We start from the raw sequence: 13,326 nt of genomic DNA on the forward strand, positions 1-13,326 counted from the left end.
TTATGCTTGTTCAGGGGTGTTCGCCTCATTCTCCTTGTCCTTGGCCGCTTGCTCGGAAAGCGTCTTGAGCAGAGCGGGATCCTTGAGAATCTTACCGACAAGCTCCTCAGCCCCGGCCTTGCCGTCCATGTAGGAGACGAGCGCCGCCAGTTGCTTGCGAGCCTCCAAAAGGTCAGAAACGCCGGGAATGCGCGCGGCCACGGCATCGGGCTGGAAGTCATCCATGCTGTTGAAGGTAAGGTCGACGCCGATGCTTCCCTCGTTGGTGATGACATTCGGCACGGAGAAAGCGACTCGCGGCTTCATGCTCTCCATCCGATCATCGAAGTTGTCGCCGTCGATCTCCATGAAACCGCGCTCGGCCACCGGCGGCAGCTCGGCATTCGACTTACCGGACAGATCGGACATGACGCCCATGACGAAGGGTAAATCCACCTTTTTCTCGGCACCGTACAACTCCACATCGTATTCAATCTGGACGCGCGGTGCGCGATTGCGCCCAATGAATTTTTGGCTGCTATCTGACATATTATAACAATATTATTCGAGAGCAAGGCGGATCCCTGCTACTCCACTTATATTAACGTTTCTTTACATTCATTACAAGGGAAAAAATGCCGCGCCCGGCTTTTTTTGGCGAAATCGTTTCATTCGCACGCCCTTATGGAAGGCCGGCCGCGCGATGACTCTTTGGCGCGGGCCTGTCTCCCTGAAACCCGGAGGCGCGGCGGCGGCCGCTTTCAGCGCTTGCGCCTGAGGCGCAGGTGAAGCTCGGCTTTGCCGTCCTGCGCAGTGAACAGTCCGGAGACGGAGCGCAGGTGCTCCGCGAGTTGTTCAAGATGTTGACGGACGAAGGGCGGAATTTGCAGCGGGCTTGGCACGCCGCCTCGCGGCTCGCTCTCGGCGATGCGCATGAACTCAAGCGCCTTCTCGAAATTCAGCTGAAAGACGGCGCCGGGCAGCGCCGAGCTTTCCGCCAGACTCTCGATCACCTGACGATTGAGTTGTTCGTTGCTGCCCAGCACGAGATCCGTGTTGCTCACGAGAACATTGGGCGAGAAGCCCGGAACGCGGACGGGCAGCAACAGACTGTAGGCCGCGCTGCCCTCCGGCCCGTCGCGCAGCGCCATGGGCAGACTGTTGATGACGTCGGGGTTCATGCCGAGCCCCCTGATGCTGCCGTCGAGCGCGTCCAGAAATCTCTCCCAGCCCTCCGAAAGCCCCTGCCGACTTGCCACGGGGCTGTGTACGGCGACGGAGAGTCCCGCCTCGCCCGGGCTCGACTGCACAACCAGCGCCTTGGCGCCTTCCAGCGAGTTGAACATCGACGAAAAGGCCCGCCCCATGGCTCGCAGTGCCGGGCGCAGCGAGCGGTAGAGGGCGCTGCCGGCGTGCGCTTCCGCTGCGGAGGCGCGGCTGTCCTTTTCCGCGACGCGGTGAACGAGCTGCTCGGTCAGATCGGCCACGTCAGCGGCCTCTTTCCGTGTGGAGCTGTCGAGCGGAGCCGATTCGGCGTAGAGAAGCATCCCGGGATGCTCCGCCATGTGCCTCATCTCCAGCGGAACGGACAGGAAGGAATGCCCGCAGGCATCCGCCGAGAGAGCGACATACAGCGAGTCTCCCGCGCCCCCGTCATCCCACAGCTGCACGACCAAAGGCTCGGTCATGACCGACGTCGGCTCCAGCAAGCGCACCAGCGTCTGCAACAGGCGGTCGGCATCGGCTCGCAGTCTCTCGCGATGGGCGGGATCCGCCGCTCGGGCATCGGCCAGCTGCTCCCGCAGCTCGGTGCCGTATCGCCGCGCGGCGCTGATGAGGCTGCTCGACAGGCGTCGCAAGGGGCGTGCATCGATGCGGCACAGAAAGAGGTGAGCGGGCTGCGGCGATGCGTCGTCCCCCGCCGCCTGTTTCGGAAAATCGCAAAACTCGTCCGGGCAGACGGCCTCCTGAGCCGTCTCGGGCAATCGGATGTCTTGCGCGTCGTCCGCGAGGGCGATGATCGTATAGTCGCCTCTCGGGCAGATGATGACATCAAGGCAGCGCCCGCTGAGCCGCTCCGCCTCGCGCTTGTCGTCCTCTTCAAGAGTCAGATACCGCAGCGCCGCCTTCCCGAGGTCGAGACGCAGGCCGCGCAACTCGCCGCAGCTGATGCGGCTGATGCCGGAGCCTTCCCCCGTCGGGAGAAGGGGAAGCATTTGCAGCATGAACGAGGTCTCTGCGCGGCACTCCAAAACGACGTAGATCGGGCTGATGCGAGCCTGTCTCTCCCCGATCTCGGCCAGCGTGTGCAGCAGCGAGCCTCGCGGCTCCTCCTGAAACCGCCGCGCCAGCAAGGCGTCTGCGGCCATGACCAAGGCGTCTTCGCTCCCCCGCGTCAGCCCCACGGCCACACTCCGCACCCCCTTCAGCCCGACTTCGGCAAAGAGCCGCTCGACAAGAGCGGCCGACTCGTCGTTCGGAGACGTTGCCGCAAAACTCTTCACCTCCTTCGGCAGGAACTGAAGCGCCGGGTAGGCCGCCTGTGCCGCCTGCTGCCGACGGGCATCGCCGGCCGTCGCCGCCGGAGTGATGACGACAATGCCGGGCTCGGACTCCGCCGAGGCCGAGGCACGGGAGCACGACTCCTGCGGCAGCGCCGTTGCGGAGGCGCCGGCCAGAAGAGTTGCCAAAGCCGTCAGAGGCGAGAGTCTTGCGCGGGGGAACATGGGGGAGCGGGGCGTCGAGGCGATGACGATGCACGCAGGGCGAACATCCGACGCCTTCAGCATACGCCTTTTCCGTCAATGGCGCAAGTCCAAAAGCAGAGCCCTTGCTCACAAGGGCGCGGCCGCCAAAAAGCCCCCGCCGCGGCAAGGCCGGAGCAGGGGCTTTTCGTTAAAAGAGGCAGAACCTGCGGCTTATTTCTCCGCATAGCTGCGGATGGCGGCGGCGATGCGGGCGGAAACATCTTCCGGCTCGCCCTCCTCCGTCACGTCAATCTGCACCACCTTGCCTTGGCTGCGGTAGTGCTCGATGACGGGAACCGTCAGCGTCTCGTAATCCTTCCAGCGCTTAGCGAAGGCCTCCGGGTTGTCGTCGGAGCGCACAATCATGGCGTGGCCGCACTTCGGGCAGGTCTCCTCACCGTTGCGCGTCGTCTCGCCGCAGGCGGGGCAGGCCTTGCGCTTGAGCATGCGGGCCTGAATCAGTTCGAGGGAAACATTGAGGTAGACAACGATATCGACCTCCATCCCCATGGCCGTGAGGTTAGCGTCGAGCGTCTCGGCCTGAGAAACGGTGCGGGGATAACCGTCGAGCAGGCAACCGCAGTCCTTGTTTTCACCGAGCCACTTGGCGACGATGCCGTTGACCACTTCGTCGGGCACGAACATAGCCGCATCCATGTACTTCTTGGCCTCGAGGCCAAGCTGAGAACCGGCAGCAATCTCGGCACGAAGCAGCGCGCCCGTGCTCAGGGGCTTGAGATCATAGGTCCCGGAGAGGAAGGAAGACTGCGTGCCCTTGCCGGAAGCGGGGGCGCCTACGAGTACGAATCGCTTGAGCGTTTTCATGATATATGATCGAAAGAGAGGTGACTCCGCCATACCTGGTCGGCAAAGTCCTGACCCATTATGCTCCACTTTTTATCGAAAAGCAATGCCAAAAAATAAGCCTTGCAATAACATAAATACCGACTCCCCTTTGCCGCAGGCTTTCAGCGCCGTCTTTCAGAGCGCAGCGTCACCTCGTCGCACAGCGTCGAGGAAATGCCGACAAAAGGCCGCATCGTCAAAGCAGCGGTGCAGGTAGGTCGCCCAGAGGCGGCCGTGCCCGTAGCCGATGGGGCTGCCGTCTTCGCGGCGGAAGAGCACGGGTTCTTCCCCCTCGCTCATACCCCGGTGGGTCTCAAAGCCTCGCAGCTCGCAGCCGCCCGGAGCGCTGACGCGGCGCAGGCGGCGAAAGACGGCCTCGGCCGCAAAGACCGTGTCCAGCGCCAGCAGCCCGAGCATCTCCTTTTCCGCGAAAGGATACTTGTGGTGATGCGGATCAAGCAAGCGGCGCCCCATCATTTGAAGCCCGCCGCAGATCCCGACGACCCAGCCGCCCGCTTCCGCGTGGCGGCGAATCGCCTCCGCGATACCGGAGGCTTCATGAGCGTCGAAATCTCCGGCCACATCTTGCGTGCCCGGCAGGATGATGACATCGGGGCTGGCCCAGTCACTCGCAAAGCGCAACACGCGGAAATGCACCCCCGGCGCGGCAGCCAGGGGCGCAAAATCGTCCTCATTGTAGGAATGGCCTGCGAGAATCAGGGCGATATCGAGAGTCTGAGGCACGGCAGCAGAGGGAAAAGAACCGGGCGGTCAGGCCCAGTTCCACGTGATAATCTTCTGCACCTCGGGGCGAATGGCGTTGCCGACGGGGCAGGCCTTGGCCGCCGCCTCAAGAATCTTGCGGCTCTTCGCATCCAGCGCGGCCGAGGCCGTGATATCAAAGCTCAGCTCGCAAATGCCCGAGGCATCACTCTTGACGGCGGAGCGGATCCTGATGCCGTCGGTGGGAATGCCCTTGGTGTGGCCGGTATAAGCAATCATGCTCAGCATGCAGGAAGCGACGCAGCCGGCGAGCATGTCTGCGGGGCAGGGCATCTCACCCTTGCCGCCGAGCGGGGCGACGACGTCGGTGGTGAACTGAGCGTTGCCGCTCGTGAAGCTTGAAAGGCAGCGCATGCCGCCCTCGTGAACAGTAGTTGCAGCGTATGTATTCATGGTGTTGAGGGTTTGAAACCCTGTCTCATTCTGCACCGCGGAAGCTCCTTTGTCAACTTCAAAGCCAAACAGACAGATCCCGGCGCAAACGCCCGTACACAGCGTCGATCAAGCCTGAAAGCGGCTTGCGACGTTGCCGGAATATGATGCGCACCGGAACGCATCCGAGTGACGAAGAGATGGGGGCAATGAGAGTCGGTCGCAATGATCGAACGGCGGCATCAGTAGGATTTCGGCTAAGGTGAGGCTCATAGACATTTTCAGCTCCCTTACCGATCCGTAATCACCATAATCATTATATACCTTTACCATTCTATGCTTGCAAGCGGGTGGGGGACTGTGGTACGATAGCGGCTATGGAGGCGGAATGCACACGTTGCCACAGGAAATTTCAGACCCGGCGGGAAGGTGTCGATATATGCCCCGATTGCCTGAGCTCCGAGTTTTGCGTTCAGGAGGTCGTGGAGCAGTCTCCGGAAGAGGCTCGCGAGGAGGCTCAGCTTCGTCGGCAGGTCAATCGATCCAACCGCCGCCAGCAGGCGCGAGCGGAGAGCTTGGTTGATAATTACACTTCGGCCGAGCCTTTCCGGCACGTAGGCGGGTTGCGCCTTGTGTTCGGCCTGGTGGTCTTTGGCATCGTTGCCTTTGCTTTTTTGATGGGGACGGATTCGTCGTACGAGACGTTTCTCAGTGAGCTGCCGCCGATGGGTCAGCATGCCTTGGCGGCTCTTTTCTGCGTGCCGGCTTCGCTGTTGATCTTCTTTTCCGTCAGGCGTTTGCGCTGGGTGACGGGGGCTCTGGCTCTGGCGGTTTTGGCCGGTTCGTGGTATCTTCCGCTGCTGAGTTACCGGATGATTCTCGGCGATGCTATTCCCGAAAAGGCGGCGGCTTCGGAGCCCGAGGCGCGGCTGCGGGATGACGGTGCCGCGACCAAGGTTGTTCCCCGAAGGGGGACGCGGGTGCTTTCGACGGAGCGTATTGCCGCATTGCGCGGGCTTTTCAAGGACGAACCCGAAGGGCGCTATTACCTCGTTTACATGAACACGCCGGCGAAGTACGATGATGTCTTCTGCCGCGCCTTGAAGCGCATCTGCATGGCGGATGCCGTGCGCCCCTACCGAGAGAATGCCGGGGCGGTTTATCTGGTGAAGCGGGCTCATCCGGACTGTTCCGCACGGGAAATGCGGCGTCTGCTGGAGCGCTACGGCGTTGTGACCTATGATGAAGACGGCGTCTTTGAGGTGAACTTTGACGAGGAGAAATCCAACCTCGGCCGCCGCCCGGTCCCGACGTCGAGAAATCCCAATGCCGATCCGCAGTTCGTGGAGTCGAATCTCCTCTGCATCATGAGCCCCGATGCTGATCGCGTTGCGCGGGCCGCCGAGGCTCTCGCCGCCGCTCGCGTGACGGTGAGGCGCGATTTGATTCGCGAGAAGTTGATGGCCGTGCTGCAGGATGCGTGGGCGAGTGAGCCGGAGGCGTGGGGTCAGCTCGTCCGTGCATTGATTGTTTATTCGGAGCCCGGCGACGCAGCGGTGCTGCCGCCGGTGCGGCGCTACTTTGATTTCAGGCTTGCCGGAGGCACTCGCGGCGGTTCGGCGGACGATGAGGTGGTCGCCTACTTGGTTCGGGAGACTCCCGCGACGATGGTGCAGCCGGTGGTGGATTTCTGGGCGCAGGATCCCGTTAACCGCAGCAACGCCATCGTTCTGCTGGGCTCTGCCGCTGAGGAAGCCGTGCTGAACAGCGCCGGCAACGGCGAAGATCCGCAGAAGCTCCATGCTCTGCTCAACTACCTTTCCCTTTGCGGTACCGAGCGCTGCGTGCCGCTGCTGGAGTCTTTGCTGAAGCATCCCGACGACCTGACGCGCCACAGTGCCGAGGCCACACTGCTCCGAGTTCGTGAACGATTGGCTGCGCCGGATGCGGCCCCGTGACTGTTTTTCTGACCACTCACCTCTTCCTTGTCAATTGAACGTCGTATGAAACGATCCGTATCCCTGCTTTTCTTCTTTGTCTTTCTGGCGCTTCTCGCCGGCTTTATCTGTTACCCGGGATTTTATCAGTTGCCCAAGCCGATCGCGGCGCTGCAACCGTCTCCCCAAGGGCCGAGCGCGTCGCCCGATGCCGCGCCTTCCGAGACGCCGTCCGGCGATGGATTCGTGCCGCTTCCCGATCAGGGCGGCATCGTGATCGACGAGTCCGACAGCGCCGGGGACGGCAGTTCGCCCGATGCCTCGGGCGGTGACGATGGGGCTTTGGTTGATAGCTGGGATGACGGCAGTTGGGATGAGGAGGACTCTGACGACGGGCAGGCGCTCGCCACGGAGCGCGATCCGAACTCCTACATGCCGGAAGAGCAGGGGGCCGTTCCGCAGCACTTCCTAGAGCACAACGTGCCCGTTGATCCGAAGCAGATGAAGCTTCCCGGCGTGTACTCCCAAGGTGAGCTGCGTCAGGTGCGCCGCCGCGGGGATAAGCTTGCCGAGGTGCTGGCGAAGGAGGCGAAGGAGAGCGATCGCAAGGGGTATTACCACGCGAATGATGTGACCTCTGCTCAGTGGGCGAACGCCGAGGCGCTGCGCGAACAGCTGCTTGCCCGCGTGACCGCGGGGCTCGCTCAGGCCGATTCGGAGAGCATGTGGAACTACCTGCGCGAGCCGGCGAACCGCTTGGATGTGGCTCGCCTGTTGCTCATTGAAAAGGCCGGAGCGGCTGCCGTCTCCAAGGTGGCGCAATCGGGCATGGGCGGCCGCCTGCTTGAGGAGATGGGCAACGATTTGGAGTGGATGTACGGGTTGCTCTACTCCGGGCCGACGCAGAAGCTCGACGTGGCTTTGACCTACCTCGCGGCCATTTATGCTCGCCATTCGGAGGATTGGCACGACAGGTTGCTGCGCCGCGTCGCCACGACGACGGCTCTGGAGTTTGCGCGCGAAGGCTGGCCGGAGAAAGAGATGCTCGCGCGTTGCTCCTACTACTACAACAGTGCCCGTCAAGGCCGCCTCAACGTCCTTTTCGACAGCCTGCAGTACTGGGAGACGCGCTTGGTGACCGGGTGCACGGAGTACGACGGTTGGGGCAGTGTGCGCTCGCTGACCTGGCAGCGGGATAATGTGCGCCTGCCCGTGCAGGGCTACCTCAATGCCTATGATCAGGTGCAGTACCGCTTGGTGAACGTGGCGGGCGATTCGATTTTCACCGGTGAATATCTGGCGCCGATACGCAAGTACACCCGCAACATTACGGCTCTGGCGCACCGCGAGATGGGCGGCGTCTGCGGTGCCTGTTCGCACTACGGAGCCTACGGTGCGCTGGCGGCCGGCCTTCCGGCGATGACGATGGGCGAGCCCGGGCACTGCGCCTACGTGGTGCGCGTCAACGGCAAGTGGGAGAAGAGCTACACGATTTACTGGCAGCACGGCATGCACAAGACTTTCTGGGGCGAGACGGACTGGGACTTCCTGGAGCTCATGCAGCAGCTTTACTCCGATCACTTCCGCACGCTGGCCTCCGACCAGATGCTCGCGCTTGCCGAGTTGCTCGCAAGCCAGCGCAAGGTGACATCTGCCGCCACGGCCTTCTTTGAAGCCGTCGTGGTGCAGCCCCTGCACTGGGAGGGCTGGCTGCGCTACACCGGCTATCTGAAAAAGCAGGGACCCATGAACAAGGGCAAGTGGCGCGAGGCTCACGATCTTGCCGTGGCCACGATGGCGGAGACCTATCACAACGCCTCCGCGATTCTGCTGCGCAAGTATGTGTATCCGACGCTGTTGCCGCTGACGGAGGATCCGAAGGAGCGCACGAAGATGTTTGCGGCGTTCTTTGATCAATGCGAAGACTTCGGCACGAATCGCTGGGATGTCGCACCGCTGCTCAACATGCAGATGGACACCTTCTCGACGGATAAGGAGCGCATCTCCTTCATGAAGGCGACGCTCAAAACGCTCATGAGCAAGCCCGACTACGCGTCGTCCGCGCTCGCCTGGGGGCTCGACTACATCGGCTCTCAGCCCAAGACGGACGAGAGCGAGGAGCTCAATGAAGATTTTTACAAGTTGGTGATTTCGGCTCTGTCGCGCACGCGAGCGACGGGCAAGAACAAGGATGCGGCGTGGGCGAGCCTCGGCGAAGCGATGGCGACTTCGGCGGATAACAAGGATCGCCGCGCCTTTCAGGCCATCGGCAAGCTGGCTCTGCGCAAGTTCCGCCACAATTTCCCGCGCAACCGTTTCCGCTTCCGAGCCGTCAGCGGCAAGGTGGTGTCATCGACGGGACTGATTCAGACGGCTACGACCCTGACGGAGGAGCAGCGCGCGCAGGCCTGCCTGCACTGGGGGGTGTTGCAGCGCACCGGCGGCCGCATGCCCGGCAAATTTGAGGGCGACGCCGGCGTCATCGTCGAGCTGGAGAAGCTTTGTGAGATCAACGGAGCGGTCTGCCTGTTGGCGGAAGATGCCAAGACGGATCGCAACTTCCGGCTCGAGTCGTCCGAGGATGGCCAGAACTGGCAGGTGCTCTGCGCCAAAGCCGAAGTCAAGGGCCCCGTGATCCGCTTCGTCGGCGACGGCAAGCAGAAGAAGACGGGACGCTTCGTGCGCATGACGCGCGAGGGGGCGAAGTACGAGCCGGATATCGTCGGCTTCTATGTGTACGGTCGCCCGATGAACTACAAGAAAAAGAGAGGAGAGAGAGATGAAGAATCATAAACTGTTATCTCTGTTACTGCTGCCGCTGATGTTCGGCGCCGGCGTCTGGGCCGGAACCTACGAGTCGGCGCTGAATCGGGCCGGTCGCAAGCCCGTGGTGCTTTTCTGTTACGGAGCGGACTACGACAAGGTGAGCGAGCGCACCTACGAAGAGTTTATCAAGAAGCGCGGCATCAGTCAGGCGCTGCGCGGAGCCGTGCTGGTCGAGGTGCCGATTTACCAGTCGCCGGACGAGAAGCAGAAGAAGGAGTACACCAAGGTGATGGGCGATCGCTCTCTGCCCTCGGGCATTTGGAGTTACCCCTGTCTGGCGGTCGTGGATGCACAGGGCAACCTGCGCGGCATTGTGCAGAGTGCGGAAGAAATGAAAAACGCAGAGACGGCATCCGCCGCGCTGACGCGGATCATCGATCAGTTCGGCGACCAGGAGAAGCTCTTGCAAAAAGCGGAGCGTGCGTCGGGCAGCCGCCGCGCGGCCCTGATTGCCGAGGCGGCCGACATCGGCCTGCCGCTGCCTCCCTCCGCCCTCAAGCCCGATGCCCGCAGCGAACGCCGAGCGAACCGCCGACGCTCGAAAAACGCCGATGCGTCCGAGCAGGACGACCTTGCCGGCCGTTTCACCTTCGACCCGCTGGCTCTCGTAGAGAAGTTGGAGCCCATGAGCATTGTCGACGCTCACAACCATGTGCGCACGCTGGAGGCGAGCGGCGTCTACTCGAAGCGGCAGCGGCAAGAAATGCTTGCCGCGCTGGGCGGGCACGTGCGTCGCAGCAAAGGCTCGCCCGCACTGCTGCGCGCCATCTACACGGAGATGAGAAACATCGACCCGAGCAACCTTTACGGAGCCTACGCCGAAGGCGCTCTCGAACTCTGGTGCAAAGATGATGAACAGGCGCCGTCCGGCAAGTGAGGCGGCACCGGGCAGATCGACATGAAAAAGCGCATAGCCATTTACGCGGGGAGCTTTGACCCGCCGACCAACGGGCACCTCTGGATGATACGCCGAGGCGCGGAAATGTTCGACGAACTCGTCGTGGCGCTGGCGGTGAACCCGGAGAAGAAAAGCTTTCTGTCCGCCGCCGAGCGCATGGAAGCCCTGCGTCTGATGGTGGACGGCCTGCCTCACGTGCGGGTTGCCTCCGTGCTCAACGGCTTCCTGGTCGATTTCGCCCACAACGAAGGAGCATGTTTTCTGCTCCGCGGCGTCCGCAGTACGGTAGACTTTGAGTATGAGAAAATCATGGCTCGCATGAACACGCGCATGGCCCCGGATGTGCAGTCGGTCTTTCTCATCCCTCCCAGCGAGCTGGAGGAGATCTCGTCCTCCGTCGTCCGAGGCTTCCTGAGCACGCCGGGCTGGTCTCGCTGGGTGCGCGCCTGCGTCCCCGAGCACGTTGCCCGCATCATTGAGCAGCACATGGCCGAGGTCTGAGGCCGAACCGAGGCTGACGGGGATGCGGACGAGGTGATGGGGCGCGGGCGGGGCTCGGACGGGCTGCGGCTGCCCGTCTTGTCTCGGCAGAGGAGAGAAGCGGCAAAATGTTTCTGCGGGTTGGCGGGCGGCAGTCTGTGCTTGACAGCAGGCGCTGTCCGTGATTGAATTGTCACACTATGAAATTCACCTCATTCTCTCTCCTCTTGTCCTTGTCGGTTCTGCTGTCGCCCGTCGTGAGTACGGCGCAGGCTGCCCTTCCTGCTTTTACCGGGCAGTACGGCGCTTACAGTGATCCTGCTAATGACAAAAAGGCTGTGCGCGAAGCCGGCAAGAAGGCTCGCGCCCTGCTCAAAAAGACCATCACCACGCGCCGCGCCGCGGTCGGCATGCTCAAGCGGGTCAAGGATGAAAAGACGGCGGAGCGCAGTGCCAAGTCGATGGAGCGGCTCTATGAGGCTATCTCTCGCAAGCCGTCTCTGCGCGAGCGCGCCAAGGACAATGATCGCGATACCCCGCGCTACGGCAGCAACAATACGGCCAACTTGGAGGCGGAGGCTTTCCGAGAGGAGATGGAGAAGAATGAACGCGTCTTTGAGCGCATTCAGGCGGACGTCGATGCTCATTTTGAGCGCATTGAGGGGCTGGGGGTCGATACGACCAAGCTGCGCGAACTGGCCGAGAAGATTCTCAGCCTTGACTTGAGCAGCGTCGAGTCTGCGGATTGATACGTTGCCATGCGCTTTGCCCGCGCCCGCGCGCGCGGCGGGAGAAAGGGCGCCCGCTCTTGTCGGTGCCGGACGGACGTCGATCGAGACGCCGCCGAGCGCCTGCCGAGGCCTTCTCTTTCTCTGCCGCACGGGGCTCATGGCGCGGGCTGAGCTTGACAGCAGGGGTGCTTTTCGTTAATCTAAGGCCATGTTCTCACTTCTTTCCGACAAGCTCGATGATGCCTTTCGCAAACTACGCGGCCTGAGCCACATTTCGGAGTCCAACATCAAGGAGGCCATGCGCGATATTCGCATGGCGCTGCTCGATGCCGATGTGGAATACAGCGTGGCTCGCGAGTTCATCGCCCATGTGAAGGAGCAGGCGATGGGGGAGAAGGTGCTCAAGACGGTGCGACCCGGCGAGCAGATTGTCAAGATTTTCCGCGATGAGCTCGCCGAGCTTCTGGGCGGCGATGCCGCTGAGCTGGATCTGACGCCGCCGGCTCGCATTCTTGTGGTCGGGCTCAATGGTGCGGGTAAGACGACGACGAGTGCGAAGCTCGCTCGGCGTCTCAAGAAGGAGGGGCACAAGCCCCTGCTGGTCGCCTGTGACTTGGTGCGTCCCGCCGCCATTGATCAGCTGGCAACTCTGGCCTCACAGATCGAGGTGCCGGTGTATACGCCGTCTCCGACCGAGAAAGACGTGATCCGCGTCGCCAAGGATGCCCTGCGCTGGGCCGAGGGGCAGGAGCACGATGTGATGATTTTCGACACGGCCGGGCGACAGGAAGTCGATGAGCCCCTCGTTGCCGAGCTGCGCAAGCTGGCGAAGTTTCTCAACCCGCAGGAGGCTCTGCTGGTGGCTGACGCCGCCACCGGTCAGCAGGCGGTGCGCGTGGCTCAGACCTTCGATGCCGCCGTCGGTCTGACGGGCATCATCCTCACCAAGCTCGACGGCGATGCGCGCGGCGGTGCGGCTTTGTCGATGCGGGCCGTGACGGGCAAGCCCATCAAGTTCATCGGCGAGGGCGAGAAGCTCGACATGTTCGGCCCCTTCGTGCCGCTGCGCATGGCCGATCGCATCCTCGGCATGGGCGACATTGTCGGCTTGGTCGAGAAGGCGGCGGAGAAGATTGATGAGAAGTCGGCGATGAATGCGATGAACCGCATGATGAGCGGTGAGTTCAACTTCAATGACTTCCTCAACCAGATGCACATGATGCGCAGCCTCGGGCCGCTGGAGGGGTTGCTCAAACTGCTGCCGGGCTTCGGCAAGATTCGCAAGATGCTGCCCGACAATGCCCTTGACCAGAGCCGCATGAAGCGCATGGAGGCCATCGTCCTTTCGATGACGAAGGCCGAGCGCCTCAACTACAAGCTGCTCATACCCTCTCGCCGCCGCCGCATCGCCAAGGGTGCAGGCGTTTCCGAGATTGAAGTCAACCGCTTCATCAAGCAGTTCCGCGAGATGAAGGAGATGATGAGCGGCAAGGGCGCTATGGGGGGGCTGATGAAGAGTATGTTCAAGGGCGGCAAGCCGGGTGCGGCGCCCGCCGGAATGCCCGATCTTTCGTCCATGATGGGAGCTGACGGCAAGCCCGATCTGAGCAAGATGCCTGATCTCTCGGCTCTCGAGGGGCTCGGCGGCGGCGCTGCCCGCGCCCCGAAGATTCCCAAGGGGCTGGGCGGATTCAGCGGCTTGTTCCGTCGCCGCTGAGTCGAGCCGC

General features: G+C 62.4%; 11 protein-coding genes. 6 read left to right on the plus strand and 5 right to left on the minus strand.

The window, feature by feature from the left end:
• The 5 genes from tssB to AC6UAL_RS02450 form a co-directional block, all read right to left on the minus strand.
• Positions 1–528 carry a type VI secretion system contractile sheath small subunit gene (gene tssB / locus AC6UAL_RS02430; protein WP_500681765.1) on the minus strand — a complete coding sequence of 176 codons (528 nt, stop codon included), beginning with the start codon at positions 526–528 and terminating at the stop codon, positions 1–3.
• 212 nt (positions 529–740) lie between these two features.
• Positions 741–2,768, minus strand: coding sequence for a hypothetical protein (locus AC6UAL_RS02435; RefSeq protein ID WP_500681766.1), 2,028 nt, complete (start codon positions 2,766–2,768; stop codon positions 741–743).
• A gap of 129 nt (positions 2,769–2,897) precedes the next feature.
• The gene (locus tag AC6UAL_RS02440; protein WP_500681767.1) at positions 2,898–3,551 is read right to left on the minus strand and encodes an adenylate kinase family protein; all 654 of its coding nucleotides are present in this window, start codon (positions 3,549–3,551) and stop codon (positions 2,898–2,900) included.
• A 156-nt stretch (positions 3,552–3,707) separates the two neighbouring features.
• Positions 3,708–4,316, minus strand: a complete 609-nt coding sequence (locus AC6UAL_RS02445) for a hypothetical protein (RefSeq protein ID WP_500681768.1) — start codon at positions 4,314–4,316, stop codon at positions 3,708–3,710.
• A 27-nt stretch (positions 4,317–4,343) separates the two neighbouring features.
• Positions 4,344–4,748 (minus strand): OsmC family protein, encoded by a 405-nt coding sequence (locus tag AC6UAL_RS02450; RefSeq protein WP_500681769.1) that lies wholly within the window; start codon positions 4,746–4,748, stop codon positions 4,344–4,346.
• Positions 4,749–5,209: 461 nt separating this feature from the next.
• On the opposite strand from AC6UAL_RS02450, the gene AC6UAL_RS02455 reads away from it, so the two are divergent.
• The 6 genes from AC6UAL_RS02455 (at position 5,210) to ffh (ending at position 13,316) form a co-directional block, all read left to right on the plus strand.
• Positions 5,210–6,685: a hypothetical protein gene (locus AC6UAL_RS02455; protein WP_500681770.1), complete on the plus strand. Its 1,476-nt coding sequence runs from the start codon at positions 5,210–5,212 to the stop codon at positions 6,683–6,685.
• 45 nt (positions 6,686–6,730) lie between these two features.
• Positions 6,731–9,457, plus strand: coding sequence for a hypothetical protein (locus AC6UAL_RS02460; RefSeq protein WP_500681771.1), 2,727 nt, complete (start codon positions 6,731–6,733; stop codon positions 9,455–9,457).
• Positions 9,444–10,367 carry a hypothetical protein gene (locus AC6UAL_RS02465; RefSeq protein ID WP_500681772.1) on the plus strand — a complete coding sequence of 308 codons (924 nt, stop codon included), beginning with the start codon at positions 9,444–9,446 and terminating at the stop codon, positions 10,365–10,367. The genes AC6UAL_RS02460 and AC6UAL_RS02465 overlap by 14 nt, the downstream gene beginning before the upstream one ends.
• A 21-nt stretch (positions 10,368–10,388) precedes the next feature.
• Positions 10,389–10,889 carry a pantetheine-phosphate adenylyltransferase gene (coaD, locus tag AC6UAL_RS02470; protein WP_500681773.1) on the plus strand — a complete coding sequence of 167 codons (501 nt, stop codon included), beginning with the start codon at positions 10,389–10,391 and terminating at the stop codon, positions 10,887–10,889.
• A 179-nt stretch (positions 10,890–11,068) separates the two neighbouring features.
• A complete protein-coding gene (locus tag AC6UAL_RS02475; RefSeq protein ID WP_500681774.1) occupies positions 11,069–11,617 on the plus strand; it encodes a hypothetical protein in 549 nt (182 codons plus the stop codon).
• Between the two features lie 190 nt (positions 11,618–11,807).
• Positions 11,808–13,316: a signal recognition particle protein gene (gene ffh, locus AC6UAL_RS02480; protein WP_500681775.1), complete on the plus strand. Its 1,509-nt coding sequence runs from the start codon at positions 11,808–11,810 to the stop codon at positions 13,314–13,316.
• Positions 13,317–13,326: the final 10 nt, after the last annotated feature.

It is taken from the genome of Candidatus Parakkermansia intestinigallinarum (assembly GCF_944389695.1).
In the GTDB taxonomy this organism is placed as follows: domain Bacteria; phylum Verrucomicrobiota; class Verrucomicrobiia; order Verrucomicrobiales; family Akkermansiaceae; genus Akkermansia; species Akkermansia intestinigallinarum.

Bases quoted from the DNA above. Each gene is read 5' to 3' on its own strand.
- AC6UAL_RS02440 (WP_500681767.1), bottom strand. From the start codon at position 3,551: ATGAAAACGCTCAAGCGATTCGTACTCGTAGGCGCCCCCGCTTCCGGC.
- AC6UAL_RS02450 (WP_500681769.1), bottom strand. From the start codon at position 4,748: ATGAATACATACGCTGCAACTACTGTTCACGAGGGCGGCATGCGCTGC.
- AC6UAL_RS02460 (WP_500681771.1), top strand. From the start codon at position 6,731: ATGAAACGATCCGTATCCCTGCTTTTCTTCTTTGTCTTTCTGGCGCTT.
- AC6UAL_RS02435 (WP_500681766.1), bottom strand. From the start codon at position 2,768: ATGCTGAAGGCGTCGGATGTTCGCCCTGCGTGCATCGTCATCGCCTCG.
- AC6UAL_RS02465 (WP_500681772.1), top strand. From the start codon at position 9,444: ATGAAGAATCATAAACTGTTATCTCTGTTACTGCTGCCGCTGATGTTC.
- tssB (WP_500681765.1), bottom strand. From the start codon at position 528: ATGTCAGATAGCAGCCAAAAATTCATTGGGCGCAATCGCGCACCGCGC.
- coaD (WP_500681773.1), top strand. From the start codon at position 10,389: ATGAAAAAGCGCATAGCCATTTACGCGGGGAGCTTTGACCCGCCGACC.
- AC6UAL_RS02475 (WP_500681774.1), top strand. From the start codon at position 11,069: ATGAAATTCACCTCATTCTCTCTCCTCTTGTCCTTGTCGGTTCTGCTG.
- ffh (WP_500681775.1), top strand. From the start codon at position 11,808: ATGTTCTCACTTCTTTCCGACAAGCTCGATGATGCCTTTCGCAAACTA.